The 13,378-nt window shown below is 65.8% G+C and carries 14 protein-coding genes; all 14 read right to left on the bottom strand.

All coding sequences use genetic code 11. The features are described 5' to 3' along the window. Positions 1–58 precede the first annotated feature (58 nt). Positions 59–1,018, bottom strand: a complete 960-nt coding sequence (locus tag FUT88_RS15945) for a CysB family HTH-type transcriptional regulator (protein ID WP_027677519.1) — start codon at positions 1,016–1,018, stop codon at positions 59–61. Positions 1,019–1,059: 41 nt separating this feature from the next. Further along, on the bottom strand, positions 1,060–2,169 hold the full coding sequence (locus tag FUT88_RS15940) for a sulfate/molybdate ABC transporter ATP-binding protein (RefSeq protein ID WP_027677520.1): 1,110 nt from the start codon (positions 2,167–2,169) through the stop codon (positions 1,060–1,062). Beyond that, the gene (gene cysW, locus FUT88_RS15935; RefSeq protein ID WP_147216562.1) at positions 2,166–3,146 is read right to left on the bottom strand and encodes a sulfate ABC transporter permease subunit CysW; all 981 of its coding nucleotides are present in this window, start codon (positions 3,144–3,146) and stop codon (positions 2,166–2,168) included. Before cysW ends, FUT88_RS15940 begins: the two co-directional genes overlap by 4 nt. A 1-nt stretch (position 3,147) precedes the next feature. Next, positions 3,148–4,062 carry a sulfate ABC transporter permease subunit CysT gene (gene cysT, locus FUT88_RS15930; RefSeq protein ID WP_147216560.1) on the bottom strand — a complete coding sequence of 305 codons (915 nt, stop codon included), beginning with the start codon at positions 4,060–4,062 and terminating at the stop codon, positions 3,148–3,150. A gap of 117 nt (positions 4,063–4,179) precedes the next feature. After that, a complete protein-coding gene (locus tag FUT88_RS15925; protein ID WP_147216558.1) occupies positions 4,180–4,854 on the bottom strand; it encodes an RBBP9/YdeN family alpha/beta hydrolase in 675 nt (224 codons plus the stop codon). Positions 4,855–4,861: 7 nt separating this feature from the next. Further along, a complete protein-coding gene (locus tag FUT88_RS15920; RefSeq protein ID WP_147216556.1) occupies positions 4,862–5,746 on the bottom strand; it encodes an EAL domain-containing protein in 885 nt (294 codons plus the stop codon). Positions 5,747–5,786: 40 nt separating this feature from the next. Further along, complete coding sequence (locus FUT88_RS15915) at positions 5,787–6,002, bottom strand: molybdopterin-binding protein (protein WP_004626558.1); 216 nt, start codon at positions 6,000–6,002, stop codon at positions 5,787–5,789. 70 nt (positions 6,003–6,072) lie between these two features. Next, positions 6,073–6,912 carry an ATP-binding cassette domain-containing protein gene (locus tag FUT88_RS15910; protein ID WP_147216555.1) on the bottom strand — a complete coding sequence of 280 codons (840 nt, stop codon included), beginning with the start codon at positions 6,910–6,912 and terminating at the stop codon, positions 6,073–6,075. A gap of 19 nt (positions 6,913–6,931) precedes the next feature. Continuing rightward, positions 6,932–7,756, bottom strand: a complete 825-nt coding sequence (ssuC, locus tag FUT88_RS15905; RefSeq protein ID WP_147216553.1) for an aliphatic sulfonate ABC transporter permease SsuC — start codon at positions 7,754–7,756, stop codon at positions 6,932–6,934. Between the two features lie 18 nt (positions 7,757–7,774). Continuing rightward, a complete protein-coding gene (gene ssuD, locus FUT88_RS15900; protein ID WP_027677527.1) occupies positions 7,775–8,938 on the bottom strand; it encodes an FMNH2-dependent alkanesulfonate monooxygenase in 1,164 nt (387 codons plus the stop codon). 43 nt (positions 8,939–8,981) lie between these two features. After that, positions 8,982–10,013, bottom strand: a complete 1,032-nt coding sequence (locus FUT88_RS15895; RefSeq protein ID WP_147216551.1) for an aliphatic sulfonate ABC transporter substrate-binding protein — start codon at positions 10,011–10,013, stop codon at positions 8,982–8,984. A 5-nt stretch (positions 10,014–10,018) separates the two neighbouring features. Beyond that, a complete protein-coding gene (locus tag FUT88_RS15890) occupies positions 10,019–11,011 on the bottom strand; it encodes a sulfonate ABC transporter substrate-binding protein (RefSeq protein WP_147216549.1) in 993 nt (330 codons plus the stop codon). 115 nt (positions 11,012–11,126) lie between these two features. Beyond that, the gene (ssuE, locus tag FUT88_RS15885) at positions 11,127–11,750 is read right to left on the bottom strand and encodes an NADPH-dependent FMN reductase (protein ID WP_147216547.1); all 624 of its coding nucleotides are present in this window, start codon (positions 11,748–11,750) and stop codon (positions 11,127–11,129) included. 37 nt (positions 11,751–11,787) lie between these two features. After that, positions 11,788–12,795 carry a sulfate ABC transporter substrate-binding protein gene (locus FUT88_RS15880; protein ID WP_102067077.1) on the bottom strand — a complete coding sequence of 336 codons (1,008 nt, stop codon included), beginning with the start codon at positions 12,793–12,795 and terminating at the stop codon, positions 11,788–11,790. Positions 12,796–13,378: the final 583 nt, after the last annotated feature.

Below are 13,378 nucleotides of genomic sequence, written 5' to 3'. Positions count from 1 at the left end.
CGACGAATGGTGCGATTGGGGGGATGAACGGTGCGCGGCCGCCCCGCCCGCAGGACGATTACGCCGCCAGCGCCTCCCGCGCAGATTGCGTCACCACCGTGGAAGCCACCGCTTCCGCCACCGTTTCGCGCGACAGATGCGGCGCGAACATCCCGATGAAGTCATGCGCATAGCCGCGCAGATACGCGCCACGGCGCACCGCCACACGCGTGGTGTTCGGCTCGAACAAGTGATCGGCCCCGATGCAGACGAGGTTGTCGTCCTTGCGGCCGTCATACGCCATCGACGCGATGATGCCCACGCCCACGTCCAGCGCCACGTACGTCTTGATCACGTCGGCGTCCATGGCGGTCAGCACGATCTCGGGGTGCAGGCCCGCGCTGGCAAATGCCGCGTCGATGTTGCGTCGGCCCGTGAAGCCCGCGTCGTACGTGATGAGCGGATACTGCGCCACGTCTTCCAACGTCGGGAGCGGGTTCTTCGTCAGCGGATGGTCCGGGCTGACCACCAGCACGTGACGCCAGCGATATGCCTCGAACGACGTCAGCCCCGGCTCGTTGGCCACGGCCTCGGTGGCGATACCGATGTCGGCCTGCCCCGTCAGCAGCAGCTCGACGATGTGCGAGGGCGACGCCTCCTGCAGCGCCAGCGTGACGTGCGGGTATTCCTTGCGGAACGACTGCACCACCTTCGGCAGCGCATAGCGGGCCTGCGTGTGCGTGGTCGCCACGGTCAGGCGGCCGGATTGCCGGCCGGAGAACTCCTCGCCGGCCTGGCGCAGGTTTTCGGCTTCGAGCAGCAGCCGTTCGACAATGCGGACGATCTCGCGACCCGGTTCGGTCAGGCCCGTCAGCCGCTTGCCGTAGCGCTCGAAAATCTCCACGCCAAGCTCATCCTCCAGCTCGCGAATCTGCCGCGACACGCCGGGCTGCGACGTGTACAGCGCGTTGGCGACTTCGGTCAGGTTGAACTGGCGGCGCACCGCCTCGCGGATGGAACGCAGTTGCTGGAAGTTCATGGCTCGTGTCCTCTCGTATTGGTTGTCGTCGGAGCGTCGTGTTACACGGCGGCTTGCGCGACGGGCCGTGCATTGCCTTGCGCGAACACGCGGATCGCGCGCGGGCGCACCACCAGCGTTTCGCCTTCACGGAAGCCCTCGGCGCGGAAGCGCTCGATGGGCAGGGAGACTTCGATGATGTCGTCGGTGTCTTCGCGCTCCAGCTCCAGCTGCGCGATGGCGCCCAGCGTCAGCGCGCGGCGCAGCGTCACGGGAATACCCTCGGCGCCCGGCGCATAGCGCTCCAGGTCGATTTCATGCGGGCGCACGAAGGCCACGGCCTGATCGGCGCGGGACGAATCCACACCGCCCGACGGCACGGCGATGGCGGAATCGCCCACGTGCAGCACGCTGCCGCCCTCGCCCTCTTCCAGGCGGCCGTGGAACAGGTTCACGTTGCCGAGGAAGCCGTAGACGAACGGCGTGGCCGGCGTGTTGTAGACCGCATCGGGGCTGCCGACCTGCTCCACCTGTCCGCGGTTCATCAGCACCACGTTGTCGGCCACTTCCAGCGCCTCTTCCTGGTCGTGCGTAACGAACAGGCTCGTGACATGCAGATCGTCGTGCAGGCGGCGCAGCCAGCGGCGCAGCTCCTTGCGCACCTTGGCATCGAGCGCGCCGAAGGGTTCGTCGAGCAGCAGCACACGCGGCTCCACCGCCAGCGCGCGCGCCAGGGCAATCCGCTGACGCTGCCCGCCAGACAGCTGCGGCGGGTAACGATCGGCCAGCCAATCCAGCTGCACGAGTTCCAGCAGTTCCTTCACCTTCGCGCGGATCTGCGCTTCGCTTGGCCGCTGCGCACGCGGTTTCACGCGCAGGCCGAACGCCACGTTCTCGAACACCGTCATGTGCTTGAACAGCGCGTAATGCTGGAACACGAAGCCGACCTGGCGCTCGCGCACATGCTGATCCGATGCGTCTTCGCCGTTGAGGTGAATCGTGCCCGAATCGGCATGCTCCAACCCCGCGATGATGCGCAGCAGCGTGGTCTTGCCGCAGCCCGACGGGCCCAGCAGCGCAGTCAGTTCGCCCTGCTTGAAGTCGAGCGAAACATCGTTGAGGGCAACGAAGTTGCCAAAGCGCTTGGTGATGTGTTGAACCTGGATGCTCATGCTGCGCTTCCCTCCAGCGGAGATTGCACGGAGATGTGCGAGTTCGAAATCGACGATGACGGTGCGATGCGTGCGCCGGGGCCTTCGCCCACGCCGGCATCAGCATCAGCCAGCTCGCGACGGCTGCGCCATTCGACCAGCGTCTTCAGCGCCAGCGTGACGAGCGCCAACAATGTCAGCAGCGACGCCACGGCAAACGCGGCCGCAAAGTTGTATTCGTTGTAGAGAATTTCCACGTGCAGCGGCATCGTGTTGGTCAGCCCGCGAATGTGGCCCGACACCACCGACACCGCGCCAAACTCGCCCATCGCCCGCGCGTTGCACAGGATCACGCCGTACAGCAGGCCCCACTTGATGTTCGGCAGCGTCACGCGAAAGAACGTCTGCCAGCCCGAGGCGCCGAGCACGATGGCGGCCTCTTCCTCTTCGCTGCCTTGCGCCTGCATGAGTGGAATCAGCTCGCGCGCCACGAACGGAAACGTGACGAACACCGTCGCCAGCACAATGCCCGGCACCGCAAAAATGATCTTGAAATCGTGATCGGAGAGATACGGCCCGAACCAGCCCTGCGCGCCGAACAGCAGCACGTAGATCAGGCCGGCAATGACGGGCGACACCGAAAACGGCAGGTCGATCAACGTCAGCAGCAGGTTCTTGCCGCGAAACTCGAACTTGGCGATCGCCCATGCCGCCGCCACGCCAAACACCACGTTCAGCGGCACGGCAATCGCTGCGGTGGTCAGCGTCAGATAGATCGCCGAAAGCGCATCGGGCTCGATCAACGCCTCGAGATACACGTCGACGCCCTTCTTGAACGCCTCGACAAACACGCTCGCCAGCGGCACGAACAGGAACAGCGCCAGGAACACGAACGAAACGAGGATCAGCGTTGCGCGCACCCAGGCGGACTCTGCGGTGGCGCCTCGGCGGCCACCAGCAGGCGCCTGACCAAGTTGACGGGAAACAGTACCGGCCATGTCAGGCTCCAGCTGCCGCGTTGGCGGTCGGGGGTTCGGGGGCACGCTCGATGGCGTCGTTGCGATTGCCGCGGCGGCGCGTCCACGCTTGCAGCAGATTGATCACCAGCAGCAGCGTGAACGAGATACCGAGCATGACGACGGCAATGGCCGTGGCGCCTGCGTAATCGAATTGCTCCAGCTTGGAATAGATCATCAGCGGCGTGATCTCGGAAACCATCGGCATGTTGCCGGCGATGAAGATGACCGAGCCGTACTCGCCGGTGGCACGCGCAAAGGCCAACGCGAAACCGGTCAGCAAGGCGGGCAGCAAGGTCGGCAGAATCACGCGAGTGAAGGTCTGCCAGCGCGTGGCGCCCAGGCTGGCAGCCGCCTCTTCCAGTTCGGACTCCAGGTCTTCGAGCACCGGCTGCACCGTGCGCACGACAAACGGCAGGCCGATGAACGTCAGCGCCACCACGATGCCCAGCGGCGTGAACGCGACCTTCAGCCCCAGCGGTTCCAGCCGCGAGCCGATCCAGCCATTCGGCGCGTACAACGCGGTGAGCGCAATGCCGGCCACCGCAGTCGGCAGCGCAAACGGCAGGTCGACCAGCGCATCGATCAGCCGCTTGCCCGGAAAGCGATAGCGCACCAGCACCCACGCCACGATCAGCCCGAACACGAGGTTGATCACCGCCGCGATCAGCGAGGCACCGAACGTCAGCTTGTACGACGCCACCACGCGCGGTGCGGTGACGGTCGTCCAGAAGGCGTCCCACGTCATGGTGAACGTCTTGAGGACCGTTGCCGACAGCGGGATCAGGACGATCAGCGCGAGGTACAGCAGCGAAAACCCCAGCGCCAGCCCGAAGCCGGGCAGCACATTGGCGGGCTTACGCCGCTTGGAGGAAAAAAACGCGGAAGGCAGGCTCATCAGCGCACCGATAAAAAAGGCCGCAGAGCAAAACACTGCGGCCGATATGCAGATGAACCGATTGTGGCGGACTGTTCTTATGACGAAAACGAATATTTGCGCATGTGCATCATCGTTTTAGATATAAGGGGTGCTCGGTAAGACATCCCACTGCGCTTGCCAGTCGGCGCCGTCACGGGTGATGTCTTGCGCACTTGCACGGCCGATCAGGCGATCGAGCAAGGTCAGGCCTGCGTCCCATTCACCGAGGTTGGAATCGGCGTTGATATGGCCAGCCTCGCCGGCATCGACGAATTCGGTGCCCCAACGCGCGGCCCAGTCGATGGCGCTGCCTTGCGGCATCCACGGATCGTTACGGCTGGCGACAACCGTCGCCGGGAATGGCAGCGTATGGCCGGGCAGCAGGTCCCGCACGCCGAACTTGTCCGGATCGGCCGGCGCGACGAGCAGCACCGCCGCCACTGCCTCCTTGGTCTGCACCGCCCAATGCAATGACGCCAGGCAGCCGAAGCTATGCGCCACCAGGATCACCGGGCGCTTGCTGCGCGTGGGCGGACGCTCGGCAAGCGCCGCATGCACCGCTTCACCCACACGGGCCGACCAGCGCGGCAGGTCAGGCGTCGACCAATCCGTCTGCTCCACGCGGCGCCACGCCGGGAAGCGCTGCTCCCAGCGCGTCTGCCAGTGGCCGGGGCCGCTGCCATGCAAGCCGGGAACGGTCAGGATGACGGCGTCTGCCGGCCACTCCCAGGCAGGTGCGTCCGATGCGGGTGCGGGTGCGCTGCGTGCCATGTCGTGCTCATTGCGTCAGAGAAAGGCCGGCCGCGGATTGCTGCTGTTGCACCAGCGGCGCCTGCGCCATTGGCACCACCTGTGGCGCGGGCGCAGGGTCTGGCTCAGCTTCCGCGCCGGGCAGGATGCTGCCCTGCACATACGTGATACCCGCAGCGCGGGCCAGTTCCAGGTCGCTCGGGCGCTCGCAACGCCGCAAGGCCAGCGTCACGCCCAGCTCGCGTGCCGAATCGGCCAGCGACACCACGTTCCGCGTACGCCAATCGCGCCGCGCATCGAGCTTCAGATAGGCGGGCTTGGCATGCACGAGCAGCGCGCCAGCCTCCGCCGGGTCCGATGCCTGCACGGCGACGGCAAAACCATTGCGCCGGTAGTTGTCCACCACGAACAGCAGCAGCCCCAGATCATCATTCGCCGTCGACGGCACCTGGATGACGAACTGCTCCGGGTGCAGCCCCAGCGCCGTCACCGCACGGTGGAACGCCTTGCCGTGGTCGGCCGCCACCGCTGCCAGCAACCGGCCATGCACATTGACGACCAGCCGCCCCGCATCGGTGCGCGAAAAATAGTTGAGCGTATGCACCAGCCGGCACAGGCGGTCCAGTTCAACCAGCGTGCTGTCATCCGACGCCAGTGAAAACACCTTCCACGGGTTCAGGCCCAGATCGCCGTCGCGCGTCCACGTGCGCATCAGCGCTTCGTGGCCGGCGGGCGTCAGCGCGCCATCGGCGGCAAGCTGCCAGACCGGTTCAAACAGGCTGGTGAGCGCGCAGTGGAAGAACTGACCCTGCACGCGGCCGGTGGCATCACGCCACAAATGGCGATCCGGCGTCGGGGCGCTCGGCAGCGTGCCGAGAAATTGTGCGAGTGCTGTGGTGTGCATCAGGCTCATGGGTGAGGCTCCTTGTTGGGTCGCCGTCTCCTCCCCGTCCTTACAGTTTGGCGATCGAGACTTCAGTCGCCTTCACCAGCGCAACCACTTCGCTGCCGATCTTCAGGCCAAGGCTGTCGACCGATCGCGTCGTAATGACCGAGGTGACGATGCCGGCCGGCGTCTCCACGTCGATCTCCGAGAGCACGTCGCCCCGGATGATCTCCTTGATCTGCCCGCGGAACTGGTTGCGTACGTTAATCGCTTGAATGCTCATGATGTTCCTTCTTAGGTGACAACGGCACTAGGTGCCAATGAATGTTTTCAGGAGAAAGGTTTGCAGCGCCTTACACGGCCCAGCGCACCGCAGTGGCAGACACGTCGAAGGGTGATGCCCACGCCGTGTGCGGGCGCACATCGGTCACTTCGTTCGGATCGGTCTTGCGCTGCATCACGCGGTTGAGGATCGCTTCTTCCAGCCGGGCAAACGCGGGCGAACCACGATGGCGCGGACGCGGCAGGTCGATGCGCTCGTCCAGCGCAATGCGGCCGTCTTCGATCAGCACCACGCGATCGGCCAGCGCCACCGCCTCGGCCACATCGTGCGTGACGAGCACGGCCGTAAAGCCCAGGCGTTGCCACAGGCCTTCGATGAGGTTCTGCATGTCGATGCGGGTCAGCGCATCGAGCGCGCCCAGCGGCTCGTCCAGCAGCAGCAGGCGCGGCCGATGCACCAGTGCACGCGCCAATGCCACGCGCTGGCGCTGCCCGCCCGACAGGCGCGCCGGCCATTCCCCTGCCCGCTCGGCCAGACCGACTTGCGCGAGCACTTCAGCGGCCTGCGCGCGCTGTGTTTTCGGCAGGCCGAGCGCGACGTTGTCGAGCACCTTCTTCCACGGCAGCAGGCGCGCATCCTGGAACATCACGCGGGCATCGTCGTGCAGGCCGTCTTCAGCTTCGCCATCGCGCCGCAGGTGGCCGTCGTCAATGCCTTCCAACCCCGCAATCAGCCGCAGCAGCGTGCTCTTGCCGCAGCCGCTGCGCCCGACGATGACGACAAACTCGCCCGGGGTGATGTCCAGATCGATACCGTGCAGCACTTCACGGTCGCCATAGCGTTTGACGACGTGCTCGATGTGCAAGGCGGTGCCGGCCAGCGCGGCGTGTTCAGTGGCGTTGCTTTGCATGCGTCTCTCCAATTCAGCCTCAGGCCGCTGCTTGATAACCAGGGTGCCAACGCAGCCAGAAGCGCTCCAGCGCACGCGACAGCAGATCGGCCAGCTTGCCCAGCAGCGCGTACAGCAGGATGCCCAGCAGCACCACGTCGGTCTGCAGGAACTCGCGCGCATTCATCGTCATGTAGCCGATGCCGGCCTGCGCAGACACCGTCTCCGCCACGATCAGCGTCACCCACATCAGGCCGAGCGAAAACCGCACGCCCACCAGGATCTGCGGCAGCGCCCCCGGCAGGATCACCTCGCGATACAGCTGCGCACGCGAGAGCCCGTAGCTGCGTGCCATCTCCACCAGGGCCGGATCGACCGAGCGAATGCCGTGATACGTATTCAGGTAGATCGGGAAGAACACGCCCAGCGACACCAAGAACAGCTTGGCCGATTCGTCGATGCCGAACCACAGGATCACCAGCGGAATCAGCGCGAGCACCGGGATGTTGCGAACCATCTGCAGCGTGGTGTCGAGCAGCGTCTCGGCGGTGCGGAAGGTGCCGGTCAGCAAGCCCAGCGCCAGCCCCAGCGAACCACCGATCGCAAAGCCCAGCAGCGCGCGCCACGTGCTCACGGCCACGTGCGTCCACAGCTCGCCCGAGCGTGCCAGCGCTACGGCGGATTTCGCCACGTCCAGCGGTGCCGGCAGGATGCGGTTCGACAGCCAGCCCCATTGGGCCGAGGCCTGCCACAGCACGAGCAGCACCAGCGGCACGATCCACGGCGCCAGGCGTTGCCGGGCGGTGCGCAGGAAGGTGTTCGCCTTCTGTTTCGATGTTGATTTGGATTTCGACTCGGATGCCATTGCCCTGCTCCTCTCGGCTCAGCTTGCCGCCACGCGCGGCACGATGCCCGTGGCAATCACTTCGCCAAACGGGCCGTTCAGCACGTTGCCCGGCAGCTTGTCGCGCACCGAGCGCGGCAACAGCGGGAACACCAGTTCGGCAAAACGGTAGGCCTCTTCCAGATGCGGATAACCGGACAGCACGAAGGTATCGATGCCCAGCTCGGCGTATTCCTGCATGCGCGCGGCCACGGTTTGCGGATCGCCCACCAGCGCCGTGCCGGCACCACCGCGCACCAGCCCCACGCCGGCCCACAGGTTCGGGCTGATTTCCAGATCGGCGCGCGTGCGCTTGACGCCATTGGCATGCAGCGCGGCCATGCGTTGCTGGCCGGCGGAATCCATCTTGCGGAAAGCCTCCTGCGCGCGTGCGACGGTGTCGTCGTCGAGCTTGCTGATGAGCTTGTCTGCAGCCGCCCAGGCTTCATCGTCCGTCTCGCGCACGATCACGTGCAGGCGGATACCGAAGCGCACGGTGCGGCCATGCTTGGCAGCGCGCGCGCGCACGTCGGCCAGCTTCTCGGCCACGGCGGCAGGCGGTTCGCCCCAGGTGAGATACGTGTCGACCTGCTCCGCTGCGAGTTCGTGCGCCGCCTCCGACGACCCACCGAAATACACCGGCGGATGCGGCCGCTGCACGGGCGGGTACAGCACCTTCGCGCCCTTCACGCTGAGATGCTTGCCGGTGTAATCCAGCGCGGCGCCTTCGTGGCTGGCCGCCAGCGTTTCGCGCCAGATGCGGATGAATTCTTCCGAGGCTTCGTAGCGTTGCGCGTGGTCCAGGAACAGGCCATCGCCGGCCAGCTCCGACGGGTCACCACCGGTGACGAGGTTCACCAGCAAGCGGCCGTTCGACAGACGGTCGTACGTGGCGGCCATGCGGGCGGCCAGCGTCGGCGCCATCAACCCGGGGCGCACCGCCACCAGGAAACGCAGGCGCTTGGTGACGGGAATCAGGCTTGCGGCCACGATCCACGGGTCTTCGCACGAGCGGCCGGTGGGAATCAGCACGCCCTCGTAGCCGAGCGTATCGGCGGCCACGGCCACCTGCTGCAGATAGGTTTGATCGACCTGACGTGCGCCCTCGGCAGTGCCGAGATAACGGCTGTCGCCGTGCGTCGGGATGAACCAGAAAACTTGCATGACAGCTCCTTGGACTGTGTTGTTCTCAGATCAACGCAACAACTCAAGCGCGGGCGATGGCCAGTTGCGCCGGGGTCGGGTGCCAGACCAGTTCGATCGGCTTGACCGGGCGCGGAATCAGCCCCAGCCCGTGGAAGGCATCGGCCACGCGCTGCTGCTCGGCCACCGCTTCGGGCGTGACCGGCCGCACGGGCGAAGGCGGCCGGCGCGACAGGAACAGATGCACCGTCGCCAGCGACAGCCCGGAGAAATCTGCAATGCGCTGCGCGGCTTCCTTGCGGTTCTCCTGCACGAGCCGGTCGGCGCGCGACAGCTCTGCAAAGATGGCGGCGATGGTGTCGCCGTGCTTTTCCGTAAAGGCCGTCGGCGCGAAGTAGAACGAGTTGTTGGACGACAGCGTGCGCCCGGTGGCCAGCACGCGCGGCTTGATCGCCAGTTCCGTGGCGGCGTAGTACGGATCCCAGATGCCCCAGGCGTCGACGCTGCCGCGCTCGAAGGCGGCGCGCGCATCGGCCGGCGTCAGGTACACAGGCTGGATGTCGGCAAAGCTCAGGCCGCCCTTCTGCAGGCCCCGCACGATCAGGAAATGCGCGCTCGAACCCTTCTGCAACGCCACGCGCTTGCCCTTCAGGTCGGCCAGCGTCTTGAGCGTCGAATCCTGCTGCACGAGGATGGCGGAGCTGTCCGGCTTGGGCGGCTCCACGCCCACGTAGCGCAAATCCTTGCCGGCAGCCTGCGCGAACACCGGCGGCGTATCGCCCGTGATGGCGAGGTCGAGACTGCCCGCTGACAGCGCTTCGAGCTGCTGCGGCCCGGCCGGAAACTCCAGCCAGCTGATCTTGGTGCCCGGAAAGCGCTGCTCCAGCGCCCGGTTTTCTTTCACGATCACGAGGTTGACCGCGCTCTTCTGGAAACCGATGCGCAGTTGCGCGGGCGGCGTCACCTTGGGCAGGCCGCCAGCCGCTGGGGCGGCGGTTGCGGCATTGGCAGCGTGCGCGACCGGCCCGAGCGTGGCGAGCGATGCGCCTGCCACGGTGGCACTCAGCAGGCGGCGACGTTGGATGTCGATGGTCATGGCGATCAGCGCGCGGCCTGTTGGGTGGTCGGCTGCCACGCAGCATCGGCCACCTTCACCGGGCGCGGAATCAGCTTCAGAGCGTGGAACGTATCGGCAATGCGCTGCTGATCAGCCAGGGCTTCTGCGCCGACGGGCTGGATGCCATAGGCAATGCGCGACACCGAACGCGCCACCACGGCCGGCTCCAGGCCGAGCTGCGGGCCGAGAATGGTCGTCACGTCCTTCGGGTTGGCTGCGGCCCAGGTGTCGGTCTTCTTCAGTTCATCCAGCACGATGTTCAGCACATCGGGCCGCGCGCCCGCATAGCCCTTCGAGGCCAGGAAGTACTGCGAGTTGTTCACCACGCCCGTGCCGTCAGCCAGCACGCGCGCGCCCAGCTGCTGTTCAGCCGCGGCAAAGAACGGGTCCCAGATCACCCAGGCGTCGATGGCGCCGCGCTCGAAGGCGGCACGCGCATCGGCGGGCGTGAGGTACACGGGTTGGATATCGCTGTAAGGCACGTTGGCCTTTTCCAGCAGCTTCACCAGCAGGTAATGCACGTTGGAGCCCTTGTTGAAGGCGACGCGCTTGCCTTTGAGATCGGCCACGCTCTTGAGCGGCGAAGTCTTCGGCACGATGATCGCCTCGCCGGCCGGCGCGGGCGGCTGGTTGCCGACGTAGACGAGGTGCGCCCCGGCAGCCAGCGCGAAGATCGTCGGTGCTTCACCCGTGGTGCCGAAATCGATGGCGCCCACGTTCAGGCCTTCCAGCAACTGCGGGCCCGCCGGAAACTCGGTCCACTTCACTTCGATGCCCTGCGCGGCAAGGCGCTTTTCCAGCGTGCCGCGCGCCTTGAGCACCGTCAGCGTGCCGTACTTCTGATAGCCGATGCGCAGCTGCTTGGCGGCGGTCGGGGGCGCCGCATCGCTGTTGGCAAATGCGGCGGGCGCGCCGAGCGTGGCAAGCAGCGTGGCGGCAATGGTCAAAGTCCTGCGCAGGGGCGAATGGGTTTTCATGGCAAGTCCGGTCGATGCGGGGTGTATGGGCGGCACGATCCGCGCGCAGCGGCTGCGCGGCGTGACAACAACGGGAAAGCAGTGAGCGCGTGTGTAAGGCGGCGCGGTCAGCGCATCACGCCAGACATCGCATTCGTTCTGCGTCGGCGGCCTGGAACGTGGCGCGCACCGCGCTGCGGCTCGAAACGATGACCTGCGCCACGGCCGGATGCCGTGCCAGCGCCAGTGCCTGATGCACGCGCTCCACGCCGTCATCCAAGCGCTGCTGCAGCGCTGGGTCGACGCTCACGCCGTCATCTGCCACAACGATCTGCGAGTCGACTGCAAAGATGCCGGGCAGGATCGAACGCGCCGCCAGCGCCGTCAGCACGGGGCGCAGCGCATAGTCGATCGCCAGCGTATGGGCGAGGCTGCCGCCGGTGGCAATCGGCAGCACGACCTTGTCGCGCAGCCCGCTCTGCGGCAGCAGATCGAGAAATGTCTTGAGCAGCCCGCTGTAGGCCGCCTTGTAGACCGGCGTGGCGAGAATCACCACGCCTGCCGCTTCCACCCGCGCCACCGCATCGGCGATGGCGGGGTCCGACACCTGCGCGCCGAGCAGCGCGTCGGCCGGAAGGCTGCGCAGGTCCAGGTGGTCCGCCTGCTCGCCGGCGCGTTCGAGCTGCGCACGCACGTGGCCCAGCAGGCGCGCAGATCGCGATTGCGCCGAAGGGCTGCCGGAAATCGTCAGGATTTGCATGATGCGGATCACCCGATGTCGTTACGTCGTGTGGGCCTTACTTGCCCGGTTGATAGAGCTGGTCAAACTGCCCGCCATCGGCAAAGTGCGTCTTCTGCGCCTTCTGCCAGCCGCCGAACGTGTCGTCGATGGTCACAAGCTTCACCTTCGGGAATTCGCTCTCGTGCTTCTTCGCCACGGCCGGGTCGGTCGGGCGATAGAAATTCTTCGCACCGATCTCCTGCCCTTGCGGCGTGTACAGGAACTTGAGATACGCCTCCGCGGCCTTGCGCGTGCCCTTCTTGTCGGCCACCTTGTCCACCACCGCCACCGGCGGCTCGGCCAGGATGGAAATCGACGGCACCACCACGTCAAACTTGTCCTTCCCTTCCACGCGCGCCGCCAGCAGCGCCTCGTCTTCCCACGCGATCAGCACGTCACCGATACCGCGCTCGGTAAAGGTCGTGGTGGCACCGCGCGCGCCCGAATCGAGCACCGGCACGTTCTTGTAGAGCTTCTGCACGAAATCCTTGGCGGTGGCGTCCGAACCGCCCGGCTGCTTCAGCGCATAGGCCCAGGCGGCCAGGTAATTCCAGCGTGCACCGCCGGAAGTCTTCGGATTGGGCGTGATGACGGCGATGCCCGGCTTGACCAGGTCATTCCAGTCCTTGATGCCCTTCGGGTTGCCCTTGCGCACCAGGAAGACAATGGTCGACGTGTACGGCGAGGCGTTGTGCGGCAGGCGCTTCTGCCAGTCCTTGCCGGTCAAGCCCTTCTCGGCGATCGCGTCGATGTCGTAGCCCAGCGCCAGCGTCACCACATCGGCATCCAGCCCGTCGATCACGGAGCGCGCCTGCTTGCCCGAACCGCCATGCGAAGCGCGCAGGGTGATGTCCTCGCCCGTTTCGGCCTTCCACTTCTTGGCGAATTCGGTGTTGATTTCCTTGTACAGCTCGCGCGTCGGGTCGTACGACACGTTCAGCAGTGTCGTTGCCGCATGCGCACCCACGGTTCCCCCCGCCACGATGGCAGCCGCGATGGTATTGAACACAAACTTGCGAATCATCTTGCAGCTCCGTTTCTGATCTCTGATGGATTTGGAATAGGAGCAAGACTACCGAGCGGGTCTTGTACGGGGAACGAATGGTTTCAGGGAATGTTCATCGTTTTTTGCATAAAGGCGGGGTTGGGGGCTGCGCGGATGCAGTGCAAACGGCCGAGAGCGGGCGTGCGGGCGTGGTGCTTGAGGGTCAAACCCTCGGCTTTGAGTGTTGGAGGGCGGAGCTTGGGCCTCGGACAGCGGGACTCCAGGGGTTTTGGGTGGAGGTCGGGCCTTGGAGAGACGTTGGGTCGACTGTTTTTGGGTGGAGCCTGGGGGTTGGAGGGTGGAGCTTGAGGGTTTTAGGGTGATGCTTGCGTGTTGGAGGGTCGAAGGCGGCGGTTTTTTTCGCTCGGCTTGGATGTCGGAGGGTCGAGATTGAAGGTTTGGGGGTGGAGGTTGGGTCTTGGAGGGTGGGACTTGAGGGTTTTAGGGTGGGGCTTGGGTCTTGGACGGTGGGGCTTGAGGGTTTTGGGGTCGCGGGGGAGTGTCAGGATTTCCGTGTTCAAAAGGGGCTTCCTTGCCCTGGGGTTTTTTGTTGGTGGTGCAT

It is taken from the genome of Ralstonia sp. TCR112, from assembly GCF_007997035.1.
Classification (GTDB): Bacteria; Pseudomonadota; Gammaproteobacteria; order Burkholderiales; family Burkholderiaceae; genus Ralstonia; species Ralstonia edaphi.
Note: the sequence above shows the minus strand (reverse complement) of the source record. Positions and strands in the feature narration are given on the sequence as shown.

What these genes read in the sequence shown, in the direction of transcription:
- FUT88_RS15920 (WP_147216556.1), bottom strand. Translation starts at nt 5,746, where the DNA reads ATGAGCCTGATGCACACCACAGCACTCGCACAATTTCTCGGCACGCTG.
- ssuD (WP_027677527.1), bottom strand. Translation starts at nt 8,938, where the DNA reads ATGCAAGTTTTCTGGTTCATCCCGACGCACGGCGACAGCCGTTATCTC.
- FUT88_RS15940 (WP_027677520.1), bottom strand. Translation starts at nt 2,169, where the DNA reads ATGAGCATCCAGGTTCAACACATCACCAAGCGCTTTGGCAACTTCGTT.
- cysW (WP_147216562.1), bottom strand. Translation starts at nt 3,146, where the DNA reads ATGGCCGGTACTGTTTCCCGTCAACTTGGTCAGGCGCCTGCTGGTGGC.
- FUT88_RS15910 (WP_147216555.1), bottom strand. Translation starts at nt 6,912, where the DNA reads ATGCAAAGCAACGCCACTGAACACGCCGCGCTGGCCGGCACCGCCTTG.
- FUT88_RS15925 (WP_147216558.1), bottom strand. Translation starts at nt 4,854, where the DNA reads ATGGCACGCAGCGCACCCGCACCCGCATCGGACGCACCTGCCTGGGAG.
- FUT88_RS15895 (WP_147216551.1), bottom strand. Translation starts at nt 10,013, where the DNA reads ATGACCATCGACATCCAACGTCGCCGCCTGCTGAGTGCCACCGTGGCA.
- FUT88_RS15890 (WP_147216549.1), bottom strand. Translation starts at nt 11,011, where the DNA reads ATGAAAACCCATTCGCCCCTGCGCAGGACTTTGACCATTGCCGCCACG.
- cysT (WP_147216560.1), bottom strand. Translation starts at nt 4,062, where the DNA reads ATGAGCCTGCCTTCCGCGTTTTTTTCCTCCAAGCGGCGTAAGCCCGCC.
- FUT88_RS15945 (WP_027677519.1), bottom strand. Translation starts at nt 1,018, where the DNA reads ATGAACTTCCAGCAACTGCGTTCCATCCGCGAGGCGGTGCGCCGCCAG.
- FUT88_RS15915 (WP_004626558.1), bottom strand. Translation starts at nt 6,002, where the DNA reads ATGAGCATTCAAGCGATTAACGTACGCAACCAGTTCCGCGGGCAGATC.
- ssuC (WP_147216553.1), bottom strand. Translation starts at nt 7,756, where the DNA reads ATGGCATCCGAGTCGAAATCCAAATCAACATCGAAACAGAAGGCGAAC.
- ssuE (WP_147216547.1), bottom strand. Translation starts at nt 11,750, where the DNA reads ATGCAAATCCTGACGATTTCCGGCAGCCCTTCGGCGCAATCGCGATCT.
- FUT88_RS15880 (WP_102067077.1), bottom strand. Translation starts at nt 12,795, where the DNA reads ATGATTCGCAAGTTTGTGTTCAATACCATCGCGGCTGCCATCGTGGCG.